The organism is Lamprobacter modestohalophilus (genome assembly GCF_016583905.1).
Classification (GTDB): domain Bacteria; phylum Pseudomonadota; class Gammaproteobacteria; order Chromatiales; family Chromatiaceae; genus Lamprobacter; species Lamprobacter modestohalophilus.
Window position 1 is genome coordinate 44,736 of the sequence record NZ_NRRY01000007.1, and the last position, 18,915, is coordinate 63,650.

Sequence of the window (18,915 nt, forward strand, 5' to 3'; positions counted from 1 at the left end):
CGCGAGTGGTTGCTTTCCGCGATAGGAACTGCATGAGTATACTGCGATCGAAACGAATACCCGGCTGATCGCGGTCAACCATCTGCCTGCACTCTCTATGCGTATACACACACGATTCCTGTCGCTCCTGACGCCGTTGCTCGCACTGGTCGCGTTGGTCAGCAACGCTGATCAGTCTGCTCCGCCTATGTTGCAACCCGCTACTCCAGGCTCAGCCGACGCCTCTGCCTCGACATATCTAGGCCCGGCAACCGGCCAGGCACTCGGCCAGGAGCCGCCGCAAGAGCTCAGCTCCGAGTTGGTCTACACCGCATTGGTTGCCGAGGTTGCGTTGCAGCGGGGCGACTATGCTGCGGCCTTCGAGCATTTTCTGGCGGCCGCTCAATTGGCACAAGAGCCTAGCCTTGCTGAGCGCGCCGTGCGCTCGGCGCTGAATACCGATCGCCCGGAAGCCGCGCGTCAGGCGCTGGATCTCTGGACCGAGCTCGAGCCTGATGCCCCCAAGGCGCATCAGCTGTCGGCCTTTCTTGCGTTGGAGGCCGGCAATCGCAGTATTGCCATGGCATCGCTGCAGCGCGTGATCGAGCTAGGTGGCGTGCCTGGCCAAGGCTATCTGCAGGCGGCGCAAATCCTTGGGCGCTTGCCTGATCCGAGCGATCGTTTGGCGCTGATGCGCGAGTTGGTCGATGCGCTCGACGCCGACAGCGATCCGGATGCCCAGTATGCGTTAGCGACGCTGGCCGCAGCAGCCGGCGAGGATGATGCTGCGATGCAGCTCGCCGAGCGTGCGTCGGTGTTGCGCCCAGGCTGGACTGATCCAAAACTGTTCTTAGTCCGTCTGCTGGTGGGGATGGAGCAGCCAGAGCAGGCGCAGGCGGCGCTCGAGCGCTACATCATCCAGGCGCCCGAGGATGCCGAGCTGAAATTGATGAAGGCGCAGCTGCACATGGATGCTGAGGAGTCAGAGCAGGCACTCGCGGTGTTCAATGAGCTGCTCGAGCGCACCCCCGAGCGTCCAGACGTTCTGTTTGCCGCTGCGGTTCTCGCGCTCGACATCCGCGACCTGGATGCAGCTCGAGAGTATCTGGAGGCGTTGAAGCGTCTCGGCAAACGGCCAAACGATGTTGCCTTCTTGCTCGGGCAGGTCGAGGAGCAAGCGGGCAATAGCAAGGCTGCGCGGGGGCTCTACGACGAGGTGCGGGGACAAAATCGGATCAATGCCCAGGTCAGGATTGCTCGGCTGTACGCCAAGGACGGAGACGTTCAGCGCGCGCGTGAGCTGTTTCAGCAATTGCGTGATCAATACCCCGGTCAAACCTCGGCCTTCTATTTGCTCGAAGGTGAGATGTTGCGCGACCAGGGCTTAGCGCAACAGGCGCTCGGCGTCTATGACCTGGCCCTCGGCCAAGAGCCCGACAATGCTGACCTGCTCTATGCCCGTGCGATGTTGGCCGTGGGGATGGGGCAGGTGGCCTCACTGGAGCGCGATTTGCGCCGAATCTTGATCGCTGATCCTGATCATGTCGACGCTCTGAATGCGCTCGGCTACACGCTGGCGGATCGCACCGATCGCTTCGATGCGGCGGCCTCCCTGATCGAACGCGCGCTGCAGCTCCGTCCAGATGACCCCGCGATCCTCGACAGCATGGGTTGGGTGCTTTATCGCCAAGGCCAGCCTGAGAAGGCCGAGGGTTTTCTGCGTCAGGCATTGGACCAGGGCTTCGATGCGGAGATTGCGGCGCACCTGGGCGAGGTGCTGTGGGCGCTCGGGCGGCAGGACGAGGCGCGAGCGATTTGGCGGCACGCGCTCGATGAGGCCCCGGATCACGAGTACCTGTTGCGTGTGCTGAGTCGTTTTCGCTTTTCGCACACCGACAACTGATGGCGATCCTGGTGCCAGTGCTGACCCCTCGACCTGATACGGATGGTGCCTGGCTGGCGCCTGCGAAGCTGAACCTGATGCTGCGGGTGCTCGGGCGCCGCGCTGATGGCTATCATCGATTACAGACGGTGTTTCAATTTGTCGATCGCTGCGATCGGCTGTATTTCGATCATCGTGACGATTCAAGGATCGAGCGGCTCGAGGGACCGGCTGAGGTTCCGCCGGAGCAGGACTTGGTGGTGCGCGCCGCACATGCGCTGGCAGAGGCGACCGGCTGTCGCTCCGGTATCAGTATCCGCGTCGACAAGCATCTGCCGATGGGCGGCGGGCTCGGTGGTGGAAGCTCGGATGCGGCGACCACGCTGCACGCGCTGAACCAGCTTTGGGGCACTGGGCTGTCGGTTGAGCAGCTCGCTGAGATTGGTCTGCGGCTTGGGGCCGACGTGCCGGTCTTCGTTCGCGGTGCCGCGGCTTGGGGTGAGGGGGTCGGAGAGACCCTGGTGCCGGTCGAGCTGCCAACGCCTTGGTATCTGGTGCTGGCGCCGCCTTGTCATGTTGCGACGGCCGCGGTGTTTGCTGACCCGGGATTGACAAGAGACTCGGCGCCAATCACACTAGTGGACTTTCTTCGCGGCAATGCCGTTAACGACTGTCTGCGGACCGTGCTGGACCAGTACCCTATCGTCAGACAGGCGTTCGATTGGCTTGCTGATCGCGCTGAAGCAAAGCTCACTGGAACCGGAGCCTGCCTCTTTGCGGCGCTACCGAGTCAGTCTGAGGCTGACCAGTTGCTCGCTGAGGTTCCGGACGAGATTCCGGCCTTCGTTGCCCGCGGTCGAAATCGGTCTCCGCTGTTTGGCGTGGCCTAACGCGCGGAGCCAGAAGACGTACAGCCGACGAAGCCGGGTCGATCCATTGGGGCGTCGCCAAGAGGTAAGGCACTGGGTTTTGATCCCAGCATTCCCAGGTTCGAATCCTGGCGCCCCAGCCACACTTCACCAAGCCGAGAGTGGCCATAAACGGTGCCGCTTGAGACCAAAGGACAATCTGTGCAGGCCAGTGCCATGATGGTGTTCTCTGGGAATGCCAACCCGGCGCTCGCCGCTGAGATCTGCGCTCATCTTGGGCTGCCGCTGGGCAAGGCCGTCGTTGGTCAGTTCAGCGATGGCGAGGTGATGACGGAGATCCAAGAGAACGTGCGTGGGCGCGATATCTTCATCGTGCAGCCGACCTGCGCGCCGACCAACGACAATCTCCTCGAACTCTTGGTGATGATCGATGCGCTGCGCTGGGCCTCGGCCAAGCGCATCACCGCGGTGATCCCCTATTTCGGCTACGCGCGCCAGGATCGACGTCCGCGCTCGGCCCGCGTGCCGATCACCGCTCGCCTCGTCGCCAAGATGATCGGCTCGGCGGGCGCCGATCGCGTGTTAACCGTTGACCTGCACGCTGACCAGATCCAGGGCTTCTTCGACATCCCGGTCGATAATGTCTATGCCTCGCCGATCTTGCTCGGCGACGTGTGGCGGCAAAAGCACGAGAACCTGATGGTGGTCTCGCCTGATGTCGGTGGTGTGGTGCGTGCGCGGGCCTTGGCGAAGCGGCTTGACGACGCCGACCTTGCCATCATCGACAAGCGTCGCCCGCGCGCTAATGAGGCCAAGGTGATGAATATCATCGGTGATGTGCGCGGTCGCTCCTGCGTACTCGTCGATGATCTGGTCGATACTGCTGGCACGCTGTGCCAGGCGGCTGCGGCATTGAAAGCCCAGGGCGCATCCCGGGTTCAGGCGTACTGCACACATCCGGTGCTGTCGGGACCCGCGGTCGATAATATCTCTGTCTCGGCACTCGATGAGCTAGTGGTGACGAACACCATCCCGCTGCGCCCGGAGGCAAGTGATTGTCCAAAGATTCGGCAGCTGGGTATTGGCGAGCTGCTCGCCGAGACCATGCGTCGGGTCTCGAATGAAGAGTCGGTGAGCTCATTGTTCGTCGACTGATCAAGGTTAGCGGACATCGCGCCTCGCCACCCCGTTCGATGAAGCGTTTGCTTCAGGGTAACGCGGTCGGTCTGCGTTGACCCTATTGGCGCCGGCATCTGGTCGCGGATGCCGGCGTTTTGTTGTTGTTTAATCTGGAGACTCAGTCATGAGTGATCTGTTAGAAATTTTGGCACAGCCGAGGAGCGATACGGGGAAGGGTGCGAGCCGCCGCCTGCGTCGTACCGGGCTGGTGCCTGGAATCGTCTACGGTGCCAATGCCGAGCCGGTGATGATCTCGGTGCGTCATAATGAGCTCGAGCGCCAGCTCGATCACGAGGTGTTCTATTCCAGCCTGCTCGATCTGAAGCTTGGCGATCAGACGACCAAGGTCGTGCTCAAAGACCTTCAGCGTCATCCGGCGAAGCCATTCCTGCTACATGTGGATTTTCTGCGCGTGAGCAGTGACGAGAAGCTGCGCCTGACGATCCCGATTCACTTCCTTAATCAGGAAAGCTGCCCTGGCGTCAAGCTAGGCGGAAAGGTCTCGCACAACGTCACTGAGATCGAGGTGAGCTGCTTGCCGGCTGACCTGCCGGAGTATTTGGCTGTGGATATGGCAGAGATGAACCAGGGCGATATCGTCCATGTCTCCGAGCTGAAGCTGCCACCCAATGTTGAGCTCACCCACTCGCTTGACCCTGAGACGCCGGTGGTGATGATCTATGCGCCGCAGGCCGAGAGCACGGGCGAGGAGGGCGCTGATGACGCAGAGGGTGGTAGCGAGACGGCTGCGAATTGATCGCCAAGACTCGGTGAAGGAGATCGCGGGCGCTTTGTTCAGCGGACCGCCCGCGATCGCTCAGATGATCCATTCGCCAAACCATTAGCCGATTCATTCGCATGTCGGACAGTGGCATCCAACTCATCGTTGGTCTCGGTAATCCCGGAGCCCAGTACGCTGGCACGCGTCATAATGCCGGCTATTTCCTGGTCGATCGGGTCGCTGAGCGCTCCGGTGCCGAGTTGCGGCCCGAGGCCAAGTTCTATGGTCTGATGGGGCGCGTCAATCACCCTGAAGGCGATCTTCGGCTGCTGAAGCCGACCACCTTCATGAACCACAGTGGGCGTTCGGTCGCCGCAGTTTGCCGCTATTTCGATATCGAGCCGAGTCGCGTGTTGATTGCCTATGATGAGCTGGACCTCCCGGTTGGCACAGTCAAGCTGAAGCAGGGCGGGGGGCATGCCGGTCACAATGGGATGCGCGATAGCATCGCCGCCCTCGGCAGTGCCGACTTCTGGCGGCTGCGTATCGGCATCGGCCATCCCGGCAGCAAAGAGCAGGTGATCGGCTATGTGCTCAGCCATCCATCTCGGGCTGACACCGAGGCGATTGAGGATGCGATCAACGATGCGGAAAGCTGTGTGCCGGAGATGTTAGCGGGTGAGTATCAGCGGGTCATGAACCGCTTGCATTCCAGGCCCTGAACAGAGACCTTCAGCGCACACTGGACTTCAACAGAGGTCTTCTATAGCCATTCGCCCTGATTCGCGGATGCGAACATCCGGTGGAATCTGGGCTTTTGGGTCAGCGTTGTCCGGCAATCAGATCGAGCGGCCATAGAAAGCGACAAGCCGCCTCGCGGCGGCTCGTCACTTCCTCCTTGGGTCTCTACTCGTCTCAGAACAGCCAGGCGAAATTCACGCCGAGTTCGTACTGATGCATCTTGATCTCTGGTGCCTGGCCGCCAGTGAACTCGCCAGGGCCGGAAACGCTGTCTTCCGGCGCATACATACCCCAGAAGGTCATCTCAAAGTTGTCCCTCAGCAGGTAGCTGGCGCCTAGCGTGTAGTGAGTGGTGATAGTTGCTGGTGCCAGCGTGTTGAAGGCGACCTGTTCATCGCTGATCGGGTTGTCGCCGTAGCTGAAGCCAGCACGCAGTGTCAGCCGATCGTTCATCGCGTACTGGGCGCCGAACTTGAACACCGTCATGTCGTCCCAGCCGAAGCCAGCGCCTTTGGAGCCACCGAGGCAGTAGCGTGAATCGTAGCTGGCGCCGGGTTGGCTCGGCATTCCAAATGCCGCGTTGAGATCGCATTTCAACGCGAGATCGTTGTTGTTCGCGATCGCAGGAACCTCGCTGTACCAGATTTGCTGGACGTCAAAGGCGAGTGACAGCTGATCGTTTGGACGCACAGCGATGCCGATAGTGCCGACCGGTGGCAGGTCGAACTTGCCTCCCTCGGCAAACAGGTCCGCATATTTCTCGAACTTCCCCATGTACATCTTGGTGCGGTAGGAGGCACCGATCGAGAACATCGGGTTGACGTCCCACAGGCCACCGACTTGGAAGCCGAAGCCCCAAGCCGAATCTTGGCCATTGTCGGTCAGCTTGGTCGGCGTGACCGCGCTCGTCATCTGACTTGCGAGCACACTTTGAGTAAAGGTTTCGGTGAATCCTTGGAAGGCGCCGACTCCCTTGACTTCGATGGTCTGGTAGCCGATCAAAAAACTCGCGCCGAGACTCAAGCCCTCAGCGACTTGACGTGAGTAGGCGAGAGAGACGCCAAGTTGCTCGAGATTCACCCCAGCGTTACCGGCGCCCTGCATGCTGGTTCCCGGGAACGGCGGAGGATTGGCACCGGGGTTATTTCCGCCAAAGGTCCCGAGGTTAAACAAGGTGTCCCGGCTGCGGAAATCCGTATTCATGCCGCCGTTACCGAACATCGCGATGCCGATTGAGCTGACATCGTTGATCGGATGGGTATAGCCGAAACCCGGAACGAGGAAGTCGTTGTTTTTGCTCTCGACTTTCCCTGTTCCTGTGGCGCCGCCGCCAATCGGCGCGAATGCACCAGTGGCCTGGTTTGGTGTCAGGCCGTCGTACTCGCGGAGCGGTTTGAACCAAGAGAAGCCGACGTCGGCGCGCCGACCAACCTGATTCGCGGTGGCTGGGTTGCCAACGATGGATAAGCTGTCCTGTGGTAGCGCTGCCTCACCCGCGCCGGCCATGCCCTTGGCTTTGGGTGAATAGGCATGGGACATGTAACCGTTGGTCGCGTGCGCAACTGGCATCATGGCGCTGCAAGCCAACGCTAATGCGCTGAGTTTTAATGTTTTACGCATGGTTGTCGTACTCCTCCTCCTCGTTGGTCGATGTGTTTTCACCACGCCGCTGCCCGTTTGAACTGGAATGTTGCGGTGTTGAAACATTTGTTGCACAAGGTTACGACGTTGTGGGAGATTGTCAACGAGCTTGATTGCGTTTTGTCATGTTATCTTGAGCGATTATGTAAGAGCGCAGTGTCATCAGCGCACTGGTGGACACTAAGCAGCCTGCGATTAAGACCTGTGAATCGGTGCCTTGAGGCCGGTTGGCGCAACCCAGTGGGCTTTGCAACGAGCGGGCTGTGCAATCAGCGCAGCCCGTCGAGCGTCGAGGAAGAGGGCGGGGCGGGCGTCAGACGATGCAGGCGGGCACGCGTCCGACCGAGACGTAGGTGAGACCCGCGCCGTTGACCTGTGCGGGATCGAACAGATTGCGTCCGTCGAAGATCACCGGCGAGCGCAGCTGCGCCTGTACGGCAGACAGGTCAGGGCTACGGAACTCGTTCCACTCGGTGACGATGACCAGAGCATCGGCGCCCTCGACGGCGGCCATGCGGTTCTCCACCAGCTCTAGATCAGCACGATCTCCATACAGGCGCCTGGCCTCCTCGGCTGCGACCGGGTCAAAGGCGCGCACCCGCGCACCTGCGGCCCACAGCTGTTCCATTAGGCGGCGGCTGGAGGCTTCGCGCATGTCGTCGGTGTTGGGCTTGAAGGCCAGGCCCCAGAGCGCTAAGGTCTTGCCCTTGAGGTTGCCTTGGAAATACTGCTCGATCTTGCTGAAGAGCAAATTCTTCTGGCGATCGTTCACCGCTTCGACGGCCTGCAGCAGGTCAGCCTGATAGCCTTTGGACCGGGCCGTTCGCTCCAGCGCGCGGACATCCTTCGGGAAACAGGAGCCGCCGTAACCGCAGCCCGGATAAATGAATTGGTAGCCAATGCGCGGATCGGAGCCGATGCCGACGCGCACCATCTCGATGTCGGCGCCGACCGCCTCGGCGATGTTCGAGAGCTCGTTCATGAAGCTGATCTTGGTCGCGAGCATCGCGTTGGCGGCGTACTTGGTCAGCTCTGCCGAGCGCACGCCCATCACCATGACGCGGTCGTGATTACGGTTGAAGGGGGCGTAGAGGGCTCGCAGCAGCTCGCCGGTGCGTGGATTGTCAGTGCCGACGATGATCCGGTCCGGGCGCATGAAGTCGTCGATGGCGGCGCCTTCCTTCAAGAACTCGGGGTTGGAGACCACGTCGAACTCGACCGCATGGCCGCGTTCGTGCTGGGCCAAGCGCACCGTTTCCGCGACTCGATCGGCTGTTCCCACTGGGACTGTTGATTTGTCCACGATCACGCGGTAGCTGGTCATGTGCTCGCCAATCGCCGCGGCCACCGCGAGCACATGGCGGAGGTCGGCAGAGCCATCCTCGTCCGGTGGTGTGCCAACGGCGATGAACTGGAACAACCCGTGGGCGACGCCCTCTTCGGGATCAGTCGAGAAGCGCAGGCGGCCGGCCTGCTTGTTCTTCGCGATGAGGTCATCGAGACCAGGTTCGTAGATCGGCACTCCGCCACTATTGAGCAGGGCGATCTTGTCCACGTCGACATCGACGCAAAGGACCTGATTGCCGACCTCGGCGAGGCAGGCACCGGTGACGAGACCGACATAGCCGCTTCCAAAGATCGTGACATCCATTGAGATTCCTCGTGTGTACAGTGTGGTCGGAGGGTTCAAGCCTGGCGAGTTTACCGTAACCTGATTTGAACTGGCCTCGGAGTCGCGTTGCAGCGACGATCGGTATGGCCGCTTGTTGCTGATCACTGCTGATGACTGCTGATCACGATGCGGCTTGAGGTAGCACAGCACTGACAGATCGAGCGTCAGTGATCCAGATGCGGTTCGGCTAGGGCGGATCGGCCGGTCTCGATTGCCGCGTTTGGTGTTGACGCACCCTCCATCACGCGTTATTCTGCCGCGCTCAGCTGATTGGAGGGGTTCCCGAGCGGTCAAAGGGATCAGACTGTAAATCTGACGGCTCAGCCTTCGGAGGTTCGAATCCTCCCCCCTCCACCATTAAAGCGTGCTCATTAGCTTCAAGCTAGGCTGTATGCCAGCGTGAACGCCGCGCCGCAAGTCGGTTGCGGAGCGGTGAAAGTTAAGGTCGGTTCGGTGCGGCGTTGCCCTGCTGCTGCCACGCCCTCATGCTTCTGGCCGCTATGCGGGTGTAGTTCAACGGTAGAACCTCAGCCTTCCAAGCTGATGGTGTGGGTTCGATTCCCATCACCCGCTCCATTGATGTATCGCGTCGAGACCCGGACAGGGCCAGAGGCTCGGCAAGATTTCGGAATCAAGACATCTGCCCATGTAGCTCAGTTGGTAGAGCACACCCTTGGTAAGGGTGAGGTCACCGGTTCAACTCCGGTCATGGGCTCCACTTTCGTCAACGAGTCTGGTGTTCTGGGCTTGCTCGACGGTTCGTTACAGTAGATTGGCAACAAGACGACATCCAAGCGCGCGGAGATAGGGTCAGTGTCCAAAACAAAGTTCGAGAGAAACAAGGCGCACGTCAACGTTGGCACGATTGGTCACGTTGACCATGGCAAGACCACGCTGACGGCAGCGATCACGGTGCATCAGGCGAAGAAATTTGGTGGTGAGGCACGCGCCTATGACCAGATCGACAACGCCCCTGAAGAGCGCGAGCGCGGCATCACCATTGCCACCGCCCACGTCGAGTACGAGACCGACAAGCGCCACTACGCCCACGTCGACTGCCCGGGACACGCCGACTACGTCAAGAACATGATCACCGGCGCGGCACAGATGGACGGCGCCATCCTCGTTGTCTCCGCCGCCGATGGCCCCATGCCCCAGACCCGCGAGCACATCCTGCTCTCGCGTCAGGTCGGCGTGCCCTACATCGTCGTCTATCTGAACAAAGCCGACATGGTCGACGACGCCGAACTCCTAGAGCTGGTCGAGATGGAAGTCCGCGAACTGCTCGACAGCTACGAATTCCCCGGCGACGACACCCCGATCATCACCGGCTCCGCGCTCAAGGCCCTCGAAGGTGACGAAAGCGAGATTGGCGGCCCCTCCATCGACAAACTGATGGACGCCCTCGACAGCTACATCCCCGAGCCCGAGCGTGCCATCGATGGCGCCTTCCTCATGCCCATCGAAGACGTCTTCTCCATCTCCGGGCGCGGCACCGTCGTCACCGGACGTGTTGAGCGCGGCATCGTCAAGGTCGGCGAAGAAGTCGCCATCGTCGGCATCAAAGACACCGTCAAGACCATCTGCACTGGTGTTGAGATGTTCCGCAAGCTGCTCGACCAAGGGCAAGCCGGCGACAACATCGGCGCCCTGCTGCGCGGCACCAAGCGCGACGACGTCGAGCGTGGTCAAGTCCTGGCCAAGCCCGGCTCGATCACCCCGCACACCCACTTCGAAGCCGAGGTCTATGTGCTGAGCAAAGAGGAAGGCGGACGACACACCCCATTCTTCAATGGCTACCGCCCGCAGTTCTACTTCCGCACCACCGACGTCACCGGCGCCTGCGAACTGCCCGAAGGCATCGAGATGGTCATGCCCGGCGACAACGTCAAGATGACCGTCAAGCTCATCGCCCCGATCGCGATGGAAGAAGGACTGCGCTTTGCCGTCCGTGAAGGTGGCCGCACCGTCGGTGCCGGTGTCGTCGCGAAGGTGATTGAATAGCTGCTCGTCGCGGCAACAGGATCGAGCAGGTAGGGCAGCTCCAGGCTATAGGCTGCCTCGGTAAGCTCCAGAATCCGCTCAGCACAGGGAAGTGATCGACAGGAATCGATTTTTCTAGGCCAGTAGCTCAATTGGCAGAGCAGCGGTCTCCAAAACCGCAGGTTGGGGGTTCGAGTCCCTCCTGGCCTGCCAAACATGCACCTACAAGGTGCCCGGTAACCCATGAATGCACGAGCCGAGGCCGCTTCGACCGGCCTGGATACGGCCAAACTTGCCGCCGCGGTCCTCTTGTTGGCAGGCGGCATTTGGGCGTTCTATTTCTTTGCTCCGTACTCGGTGCTGTTGCGCACCTTGGGCTTGCTCGTCATCGCGAGCGGCGCCGCTGCCCTGGCCTTGACCTCCGCTCAAGGTCGTCAACTCTGGCGCTTTGCGCTGGATTCGCGCATGGAGGTCCGGAAGGTCGTTTGGCCGACCCGCCAAGAGACCATCCAGACGACGCTCATCGTCATCGTCATGGTCTTCATCCTCGGTCTCATTCTGTGGCTGTTTGATACGATCCTGCGCACGATCTTTAACCTCCTCGTTGGGAGTGGCGGCTGATATGGCCATGCGCTGGTATGTGATTCACGCCTTCTCGGGTTTCGAGAGCCAGGTTGCCAAGTCGCTCCGTGAACGCGCCGCGCGTGCCGGAATGGAGGACGCCTTCGGCGAGATCTTGGTGCCGACAGAGGAGGTCGTCGAGATCCGGAACGGCCAGCAGCGCAAGAGTGAGCGCAAATTCTTTCCCGGTTATGTCTTCGTCAACATGGAGATGACCGACGAGAGCTGGCACCTGGTGAAGGACGTGCCGCGAGTGATGGGGTTTATCGGCGGCAAGGGCGATCGCCCGGCGCCGATCCCTGACTCACAGGCTGAGGCGATTCGGCAACGTGTACAGGATGGTGTCGAGAAGCCCCGGCCGAAGGTGCTCTACGAGCCGGGCGAGGTGATTCGGGTCACCGATGGTCCATTCACCGACTTCAACGGTGTCGTCGAAGAGGTCGATTACGAAAAGAGCCGAGTCAAGGTCTCGGTGTCGATCTTCGGCCGCTCAACGCCGGTTGATCTTGAATTCAGTCAGGTCGAGAAGGGCTGAACTGAGATTGAATCCCTTGGTGGGCTGATCTCTATCGATCGTCCGCCGGTTTCGTCCACGTCCGCGCCTCGCGCGGTCCATGCGTTGGGGAGCTGGCCTTTGGTCAGCGCTTGCACCCATAGGAGCGTCACAGGATGGCGAAGAAAGTAAACGCCTACATCAAGCTACAGGTCAAGGCCGGTGAGGCCAACCCGAGTCCGCCCGTCGGTCCAGCACTGGGTCAGCACGGCGTCAACATCATGGAGTTCTGTAAGGCCTTCAATGCGAAGACCCAGGATCTCGAGAAGGGGCTGCCGACGCCGGTGGTGATCACCGTCTATTCAGATCGTAGCTTTACCTTCATTACCAAGACGCCGCCAGCCTCGATCTTGCTGAAGAAGGCAGCTGGTGTAGCCAAGGGCAGCCCGACACCGAATACAGCCATTATTGGTACGGTGACCCGCGCGCAGATCGAAGAGATCGCGAATACCAAGATGCCCGATCTTAACGCAGCAGACCTCGAGGGAGCCGTGCGCACTATCGCGGGCAGCGCACGCGCAATGGGCCTTAAGGTTGAGGGGGTCGCATAATGGCGAAATTATCAAAGCGTGCCGCCGCTATTCGCGAGCGCGTTGAGCACGGGCGGACCTACGCGGCTGAAGAAGCATTTGAACTGTTGAAAGCGGTCTCGAGCGTCAAGTTTGTTGAAAATATTGACGTTGCCGTCAACCTCGGCGTCGATCCGCGTAAGTCGGATCAGGTTGTCCGTGGCTCGACTGTGCTACCGCACGGTATCGGCAAGCAGGTGCGGGTTGCGGTCTTTACGCAGGGCGCCAACGTCGACGCGGCAACTGAAGCCGGCGCTGATCGCGTTGGTATGGAAGACCTCGCTGAAGAGATGAAGGGGGGCAACCTCAATTTCGATGTCGTCATCGCCTCACCGGATGCGATGCGCGTTGTTGGTCAGCTCGGTAAGCTGCTTGGCCCACGTGGCTTGATGCCAAATCCGAAGGTGGGAACCGTGACGCCGAACGTGGCCGAGGCGGTTCAGAACGCTAAGGCGGGTCAGGTCCGCTACCGGACTGATAAGGCCGGCATCATCCACTGCCCACTCGGCAAGATGGACTTCGACGCCGACAAGCTGCGCGAGAATCTCGAGGCGCTACTCGCCAATCTGGCGAAGGCCAAGCCGAGTGCAGCCAAGGGTATCTACATGAAGAAGGTCACGGTCTCATCGACGATGGGACCAGGGCTGACGATCGATCATGGCGCTCTCGCGTTCTGATCGCAAACGCGGCACAACGCGCTCCTGAATAGGCGCCGTTTGCCGCATGCTTCGATGATCTTTGGGGCAGCGGTCTTCATGGCCGTGGTCCGTCAAAGACCGCAGGTGTCGGGCGACGTGCCAGGAAGTGCACGCGTTTCGGCTTAATCGCTACCTGCGTAGATGGTGTCCCGGAACCGGTTTGCTGGCGACGGAACACATTCCATGATCAGGTACTCACGATGGATCGGTGTCCTGGTTCACTGGGTTGGACGCTCGTCTAACTCCAATCCGATTAGGAGGTGACGTCTGTGGCACTGACCTTTGCCCAGAAAGAGCGCATCGTCGCCGAGGTCGCGGAGGTCGCTCAGACCGCACACTCGGCGGTTGGCGCTGAGTATCGCGGACTGACCGTCGAAGCGATGACCAAGCTTCGCGTCGAGGCGCGTAAAGCCGGAGTCTACGTTCGCGTGGTTAAGAACACGCTCGCGAAGCGTGCACTCGCCGGTACTGACTTTGCTTGCATGGACGAAGCCCTCACCGGCCCGCTCGTGCTCGCATTCGGACAGTCAGACCCGGGCTCCGTTGGCCGTGTCGCTGAAAGCTTTGCCAAGGAGCATAAAGAGTTCCAGGTCCGCATGATCGCGGTCGGGGGCCAGCTGCTGGACGGTTCTGAGCTGAGTAAGCTGGCGAAGATGCCGACTTACGACGAGGCGATCAGTCAGTTGATGGCGGTGATGAAAGCACCGGTACAGAAGCTGGCGTCCACGCTCAACGAGGTGCCGAGCAAGCTCGCACGCACGCTCAGCGCGGTGCGCGACGCCAAAGAGGCGGCCTGACCCCTCGCCTGGGCCTTGAGCCCTGCGATAGCGATTATTCATTGCAACCGAATCATTAATGCGGAGATAAGCCCATGGCTGTTTCTAAAGACGAAATCCTGGAAGCCATTGCCAATATGACGGTGATGGAGGTCGTTGATCTCATCAGCGCGATGGAAGAGAAGTTTGGTGTGACCGCGGCAGCCGCAGTTGCTGCAGCCCCGGCCGCTGCTGGCGGTGCCGATGCGGCTCCGGCCGAAGAGCAGACCGAGTTCGACGTGGTGCTGACCTCGTTTGGCGCTAACAAGGTTGCGGTCATCAAGGCGGTGCGTGCCCTGACTGGCTTGGGCCTTAAGGAGGCGAAGGACGCGGTGGAAGGAGCTCCGGCAACCCTGAAGGAAGCGGTTTCCAAGGACGATGCCGAGGCGGCCAAGAAGACGTTGGAAGAGGCTGGCGCAGCTGTCGAGATCAAGTAAAGCCATCCTTGTACCCTGCCTTAAAGCTGGGATCGACTAAGGCTGGCGGCCTCGGGCCGCCGGCCTTTTGCCGTTTCCGCTGATAGGGCTAGCGCTGGGCTGGGACGCGGGCGCTCAATTTCGTGAGACAGGCCTTGATCAGGCCCGACTCGCACAGCTGACCGGTAGTGCCGGTTTCGCTCCCCTACTGATTGGCGTCGGATGATGCCAGGGGAGATCACGCCCGGTCAGCATCCGCTCCTGCGGCGGACGTTCAAGGCTACACAAAGACCTATTACGAGGGAAGGCAGCATGCCCTATTCGTTTACCGAAAAGAAGCGCATCCGCAAGAACTTCGGCAAGCGCCCGACGATCATGGAGGTCCCGTTCCTGCTGGCGACCCAGATCGATTCCTACCGCGACTTCCTGCAGTTGGAAAAGGGGCCGAAAGAGCGTGATGAGGTCGGTTTGCACGCCGCGTTCCGGACCGTGCTGCCTATCGAGAGCTATTCCGGCAACGCCCATCTCGAATACGTCAGCTATCGGCTCGGCGAACCTGCGTTCGATGTGCGCGAGTGTCACCTGCGCGGCGCTACCTATGCTGCACCGCTGCGCGTGCTGCTACGCCTAGTCATCTACGATAAGGATGCACCGGCCAGCACCAAGGTGGTCAAGGACGTGCGCGAGCAAGAGGTCTACATGGGTGACCTGCCGCTGATGACCGAGACCGGTACCTTTATCATCAATGGGACCGAACGGGTCATCGTCTCCCAGTTGCATCGCTCGCCGGGCGTGTTCTTTGATCACGACAAGGGCAAGACGCATTCGTCGGGCAAGCTCCTGTTCTCGGCACGGGTGATCCCCTACCGCGGCTCTTGGCTCGATTTCGAGTTCGATCCGAAGGATAACGTCTTCGTGCGCATCGACCGCCGGCGCAAGCTGCCGGCGACGGTGCTGCTGCGCGCCCTCGGCTATGGCGTTGACGACATCCTGTCGATGTTCTTCGAAACCGATACCTTTCATCTCGCCGAGATGCCCGAGCTCGAGCTGGTGCCAGAGCGGCTGCGTGGTGAGACCGTCAACTTCGAGATCAAGCTCGACGATGAGATCCTGGTTGAGGCTGGCCGTCGCGTGACGGCGAAGCATATCCGCGCGCTGCAGAAGGCTGGCGTCGAGCGGCTTGATGTGCCCGACGAGTTCTTGGTCGGCCGCACCCTGGCGCGGACCCAGATCGATACCGAGACCGGCGAGATCATCGCCGAGGCCAACAGCGAGATCACCGAGGAGCTGCTCGCGGCGCTGCGCGAGAAAGGCATCGAGCGGATCGAGACCCTGTTCGTCAACGATCTCGATCATGGTCCCTATCTATCCGAGACCCTGCGTATCGACCAGACCACCAACGAGCTCGAGGCCCAGGTCGAGATCTACCGGATGATGCGCCCCGGCGAGCCACCGACCAAAGAGGCGGCGCAGAACCTGTTCCATAACCTGTTCTTCGCGCCAGAGCGCTACGACCTCTCGGCGGTCGGCCGGATGAAGTTCAATCGCCGTCTGCTGCGCGAGGAGACCGAGGGACCAGGCATCCTCTACGACGGGCGTTATTTCTCGCAGCGCAATGACGCATTCTCAACCAAGCTGGTCGAGGCGAATGGCGAGCGCTCCGATATCGTTGATGCATTGAAGGTACTGGTCGAACTGCGCAATGGCCGCGGTACCGTCGATGACATCGACCACCTCGGCAACCGCCGCATCCGCTGCGTCGGTGAGATGGCGGAGAACCAATTCCGCGTTGGTCTAGTGCGGGTCGAGCGAGCGGTCAAGGAGCGCTTATCGCTGGCCGAATCCGAGGGGTTGATGCCGCAGGAGCTGATCAATGCCAAGCCGGTCTCGGCGGCGATCAAGGAGTTCTTCGGCTCCAGTCAGCTCTCACAGTTCATGGACCAGAACAACCCGCTGTCGGAGGTCACGCACAAGCGGCGCGTGTCGGCGCTTGGGCCGGGCGGTTTGGCGCGCGAGCGCGCTGGCTTTGAGGTGCGCGACGTGCATCCGACCCATTACGGTCGTGTTTGCCCGATCGAGACCCCAGAGGGCCCGAACATCGGCCTGATCAACTCGCTCGCGGTCTATGCGCGGACCAACAAGTACGGATTCCTCGAGACCCCCTATCGTCGCGTCGAAGGCGGTCAGGCGAGCCACGAGATCGTTCACCTGTCGGCGATCGAGGAGGGCGGCTACGTCATCGCCCAGGCCAATGCCACGCTGGATGAGGACAACCGGCTGACCGATGCCTTGGTCTCCTGTCGGCACATGAACGAGTTCACCATGAAGGCGCCCGATGAGGTCCAGTTCATGGACGTCTCGCCGCGACAGATCGTCTCGGTGGCGGCCTCGCTGGTGCCCTTCCTCGAGCATGACGATGCCAACCGCGCACTGATGGGCTCGAACATGCAGCGCCAGGCGGTTCCGACCTTGCGCGCCGAGAAGCCGCTGGTTGGCACCGGTATGGAGCGTGTGGTGGCCAAGGACTCGGGCGTCGTGGTCTGGGCGCGGCGCGGCGGTGTCATCGAGGCGGTGGATGCGGCACGCATCGTGGTGCGGGTCAATGATGACGAGACCGAGGCCGGTGAGGCCGGTGTCGACATCTACACCCTGACCAAGTACACGCGCTCGAATCAGAACACCTGTATCAACCAGCGGCCGTTGGTCATCCCGGGCGATGTGGTGGTGCGTAATGACGTGCTCGCCGATGGACCCTCGACCGACATGGGCGAGCTGGCGTTGGGGCAGAACCTGCGCGTCGCCTTCATGCCATGGAATGGTTACAACTTCGAGGACTCGATCTTGCTCTCGGAGCGTCTGGTTCAGCAGGACCGCTTCACCAGCATCCATATCGAGGAGCTGACCTGCCTGGCGCGCGACACCAAGCTCGGCCCAGAAGAGATCACCAGCGATATTCCGAACGTTGGCGAGGCCGCGCTCGGCAAGCTGGATGAGTCGGGCGTCGTCTACATTGGTGCCGAGGTGCGCGACGGCGACATCCTGGTTGGCAAGGTCACGCCGAAGGGCGAGACCCAGCTCACCCCAGAGGAGAAGCTGTTGCGTGCGATCTTCGGCGAGAAGGCGTCGGATGTGAAGGATACCTCGCTGCGCCTGCCGTCCGGAATGTCCGGGACCGTTGTCGACGTGCAGGTCTTTACCCGCGATGGCGTCGAGAAGGACAAGCGCGCGACCCAGATCGAAGAGATCGAGCTCGAGCGGGTGCGTAAGGACTTGGCTGACCAGCTGCGCATCATGGAGCAGGACACCTTCCAACGTGTCGAGAAGATGCTGATCGGTAAGGTCGCTGATGGTGGTCCGGGCGGACTCAAGGCCGGCGAGAAGATCACCAAGAAGTATCTGCACGAACTGGGCGACGGGCAGGGCAAGGATAAGTGGCTCGAGATCCGTATTCGCAGCGAGGAGGCGGCGGCACAGCTCGAGGCGGTGGCGGCGCAGATCAAGGAGCAGCGCGAGGTGTTCCGCGAGCGTTTCGAGGTGAAGAAGCGCAAGATCACTCAGGGCGACGAGCTGCCGCCTGGCGTGCTGAAGATGGTCAAGACCTATGTCGCGGTGAAGCGGCGCATCCAGCCGGGTGACAAGATGGCCGGCCGTCATGGCAATAAGGGTGTCATCTCGCGCGTTGTCCCGCAGGAGGACATGCCATTCAGTGCCGACGGTGAGCCGGTCGACATCGTGCTCAACCCGCTCGGCGTGCCCTCGCGGATGAACGTTGGTCAGGTGCTCGAGACCCACCTCGGCTGGGCCGCAAAGGGGCTCGGACAACGCATCGATGCGATGTTGCGGGCGCAGGCCAGTGTCGAGGAGCTGCGCGGCTTCATGGCCAAGGTCTACAACACCAGCGGTAAGCAGGAAGACCTCGACAGTCTAAGCAACGATGAGGTGCTGGAGCTGGCGGCCAACCTGCGCGGTGGCGTGCCGCTGGCAACCCCGGTCTTCGACGGCGCCAGTGAGGAAGAGATCAAGTACATGCTCGAGCTTGCCGGGCTCTCGACGACGGGCCAGACCAAGCTCTACGACGGTCGCAGCGGTGAGCCCTTCGAGCGACCGGTGACCGTCGGCTATATGTACATGCTGAAGCTTAACCATCTGGTCGACGACAAGATGCATGCGCGCTCGACCGGCCCTTACAGCCTGGTGACCCAGCAGCCACTCGGCGGTAAGGCCCAGTTTGGTGGCCAACGCTTCGGCGAGATGGAGGTTTGGGCACTCGAGGCCTACGGTGCTGCGCACACCTTGCAAGAGATGCTCACCGTGAAGTCGGATGACGTGACGGGTCGGACCAAGATGTACAAGAACATCGTCGATGGCGACCACCGCATGGAGGCCGGTATGCCGGAGTCGTTTAACGTTCTGGTCAAGGAGATCCGCTCGCTTGGCATCAATATCGAGCTCGAGCAGGATTGATCAGGGCTCCCGGGGCGAGGCGCAGTGGCTGCGGTCTTTGCCCCGGGGCGCCTGGATGGCAACCCTTGATGGCAGTCGCGCTGCAATCGAATACTGGCTGTTGGCCGCTGGC

At 61.1% G+C, this 18,915-nt stretch carries 15 protein-coding genes and 5 tRNA genes; 18 read left to right on the forward strand and 2 right to left on the reverse strand.

What is annotated here, in order from left to right:
• Nucleotides 1–187 precede the first annotated feature (187 nt).
• From CKO42_RS06360 to pth, 6 genes are all read left to right on the forward strand, one after another.
• Entirely contained in the window at nt 188–1,882 is a 1,695-nt protein-coding gene (locus tag CKO42_RS06360; protein ID WP_200240751.1) for a tetratricopeptide repeat protein, read from the forward strand.
• Nucleotides 1,882–2,751 carry a 4-(cytidine 5'-diphospho)-2-C-methyl-D-erythritol kinase gene (gene ispE / locus CKO42_RS06365; protein ID WP_200240753.1) on the forward strand — a complete coding sequence of 290 codons (870 nt, stop codon included), beginning with the start codon at nt 1,882–1,884 and terminating at the stop codon, nt 2,749–2,751. Before CKO42_RS06360 ends, ispE begins: the two co-directional genes overlap by 1 nt.
• Nucleotides 2,752–2,798: 47 nt before the next feature.
• Nucleotides 2,799–2,873, forward strand: a tRNA-Gln gene (locus tag CKO42_RS06370).
• A 58-nt stretch (nt 2,874–2,931) separates the two neighbouring features.
• Nucleotides 2,932–3,885, forward strand: coding sequence for a ribose-phosphate diphosphokinase (locus tag CKO42_RS06375; protein ID WP_338034864.1), 954 nt, complete (start codon nt 2,932–2,934; stop codon nt 3,883–3,885).
• 148 nt (nt 3,886–4,033) lie between these two features.
• Nucleotides 4,034–4,666 carry a 50S ribosomal protein L25/general stress protein Ctc gene (locus CKO42_RS06380; protein WP_200240757.1) on the forward strand — a complete coding sequence of 211 codons (633 nt, stop codon included), beginning with the start codon at nt 4,034–4,036 and terminating at the stop codon, nt 4,664–4,666.
• A gap of 101 nt (nt 4,667–4,767) precedes the next feature.
• Nucleotides 4,768–5,352, forward strand: coding sequence for an aminoacyl-tRNA hydrolase (pth, locus tag CKO42_RS06385; protein WP_200240759.1), 585 nt, complete (start codon nt 4,768–4,770; stop codon nt 5,350–5,352).
• A gap of 193 nt (nt 5,353–5,545) precedes the next feature.
• Here pth and CKO42_RS06390 read toward each other — a convergent pair whose 3' ends face one another.
• Entirely contained in the window at nt 5,546–7,078 is a 1,533-nt protein-coding gene (locus CKO42_RS06390; RefSeq protein ID WP_242479172.1) for an OmpP1/FadL family transporter, read from the reverse strand.
• Nucleotides 7,079–7,325: 247 nt separating this feature from the next.
• The gene (locus CKO42_RS06395; protein WP_200240761.1) at nt 7,326–8,663 is read right to left on the reverse strand and encodes a UDP-glucose dehydrogenase family protein; all 1,338 of its coding nucleotides are present in this window, start codon (nt 8,661–8,663) and stop codon (nt 7,326–7,328) included.
• Between the two features lie 293 nt (nt 8,664–8,956).
• Here CKO42_RS06395 and CKO42_RS06400 point away from each other — a divergent pair.
• The 12 genes from CKO42_RS06400 (at nt 8,957) to rpoB (ending at nt 18,803) form a co-directional block, all read left to right on the forward strand.
• Nucleotides 8,957–9,041 (forward strand) — tRNA-Tyr (locus CKO42_RS06400).
• 145 nt (nt 9,042–9,186) lie between these two features.
• Nucleotides 9,187–9,260: transfer RNA gene (locus CKO42_RS06405), tRNA-Gly, on the forward strand.
• A gap of 66 nt (nt 9,261–9,326) precedes the next feature.
• Nucleotides 9,327–9,402, forward strand: a tRNA-Thr gene (locus tag CKO42_RS06410).
• A 95-nt stretch (nt 9,403–9,497) separates the two neighbouring features.
• The gene (gene tuf / locus CKO42_RS06415; protein WP_200240763.1) at nt 9,498–10,688 is read left to right on the forward strand and encodes an elongation factor Tu; all 1,191 of its coding nucleotides are present in this window, start codon (nt 9,498–9,500) and stop codon (nt 10,686–10,688) included.
• 116 nt (nt 10,689–10,804) lie between these two features.
• Nucleotides 10,805–10,880, forward strand: a tRNA-Trp gene (locus CKO42_RS06420).
• 30 nt (nt 10,881–10,910) lie between these two features.
• On the forward strand, nt 10,911–11,288 hold the full coding sequence (gene secE, locus CKO42_RS06425) for a preprotein translocase subunit SecE (protein ID WP_200240765.1): 378 nt from the start codon (nt 10,911–10,913) through the stop codon (nt 11,286–11,288).
• A gap of 1 nt (nt 11,289) precedes the next feature.
• Entirely contained in the window at nt 11,290–11,823 is a 534-nt protein-coding gene (gene nusG, locus CKO42_RS06430; RefSeq protein ID WP_200240767.1) for a transcription termination/antitermination protein NusG, read from the forward strand.
• Between the two features lie 134 nt (nt 11,824–11,957).
• The gene (gene rplK / locus CKO42_RS06435) at nt 11,958–12,392 is read left to right on the forward strand and encodes a 50S ribosomal protein L11 (protein ID WP_200240769.1); all 435 of its coding nucleotides are present in this window, start codon (nt 11,958–11,960) and stop codon (nt 12,390–12,392) included.
• The gene (gene rplA, locus CKO42_RS06440; RefSeq protein ID WP_200240771.1) at nt 12,392–13,087 is read left to right on the forward strand and encodes a 50S ribosomal protein L1; all 696 of its coding nucleotides are present in this window, start codon (nt 12,392–12,394) and stop codon (nt 13,085–13,087) included. Before rplK ends, rplA begins: the two co-directional genes overlap by 1 nt.
• Before the next feature lie 290 nt (nt 13,088–13,377).
• Entirely contained in the window at nt 13,378–13,905 is a 528-nt protein-coding gene (gene rplJ, locus CKO42_RS06445) for a 50S ribosomal protein L10 (protein WP_200240773.1), read from the forward strand.
• A gap of 74 nt (nt 13,906–13,979) precedes the next feature.
• Nucleotides 13,980–14,360, forward strand: a complete 381-nt coding sequence (gene rplL / locus CKO42_RS06450) for a 50S ribosomal protein L7/L12 (RefSeq protein WP_200240775.1) — start codon at nt 13,980–13,982, stop codon at nt 14,358–14,360.
• 291 nt (nt 14,361–14,651) lie between these two features.
• Complete coding sequence (rpoB, locus tag CKO42_RS06455; RefSeq protein ID WP_200240777.1) at nt 14,652–18,803, forward strand: DNA-directed RNA polymerase subunit beta; 4,152 nt, start codon at nt 14,652–14,654, stop codon at nt 18,801–18,803.
• The last annotated feature ends 112 nt before the right edge of the window (nt 18,804–18,915 follow it).

Bases quoted from the DNA above. Each gene is read 5' to 3' on its own strand.
- CKO42_RS06360 (WP_200240751.1), top strand. From the start codon at position 188: ATGTTGCAACCCGCTACTCCAGGCTCAGCCGACGCCTCTGCCTCGACA.
- CKO42_RS06390 (WP_242479172.1), bottom strand. From the start codon at position 7,078: ATGTTTCAACACCGCAACATTCCAGTTCAAACGGGCAGCGGCGTGGTG.
- rplA (WP_200240771.1), top strand. From the start codon at position 12,392: ATGGCGAAATTATCAAAGCGTGCCGCCGCTATTCGCGAGCGCGTTGAG.
- ispE (WP_200240753.1), top strand. From the start codon at position 1,882: ATGGCGATCCTGGTGCCAGTGCTGACCCCTCGACCTGATACGGATGGT.
- rplL (WP_200240775.1), top strand. From the start codon at position 13,980: ATGGCTGTTTCTAAAGACGAAATCCTGGAAGCCATTGCCAATATGACG.
- secE (WP_200240765.1), top strand. From the start codon at position 10,911: ATGAATGCACGAGCCGAGGCCGCTTCGACCGGCCTGGATACGGCCAAA.
- rplK (WP_200240769.1), top strand. From the start codon at position 11,958: ATGGCGAAGAAAGTAAACGCCTACATCAAGCTACAGGTCAAGGCCGGT.
- pth (WP_200240759.1), top strand. From the start codon at position 4,768: ATGTCGGACAGTGGCATCCAACTCATCGTTGGTCTCGGTAATCCCGGA.
- rpoB (WP_200240777.1), top strand. From the start codon at position 14,652: ATGCCCTATTCGTTTACCGAAAAGAAGCGCATCCGCAAGAACTTCGGC.
- CKO42_RS06395 (WP_200240761.1), bottom strand. From the start codon at position 8,663: ATGGATGTCACGATCTTTGGAAGCGGCTATGTCGGTCTCGTCACCGGT.
- CKO42_RS06380 (WP_200240757.1), top strand. From the start codon at position 4,034: ATGAGTGATCTGTTAGAAATTTTGGCACAGCCGAGGAGCGATACGGGG.
- nusG (WP_200240767.1), top strand. From the start codon at position 11,290: ATGGCCATGCGCTGGTATGTGATTCACGCCTTCTCGGGTTTCGAGAGC.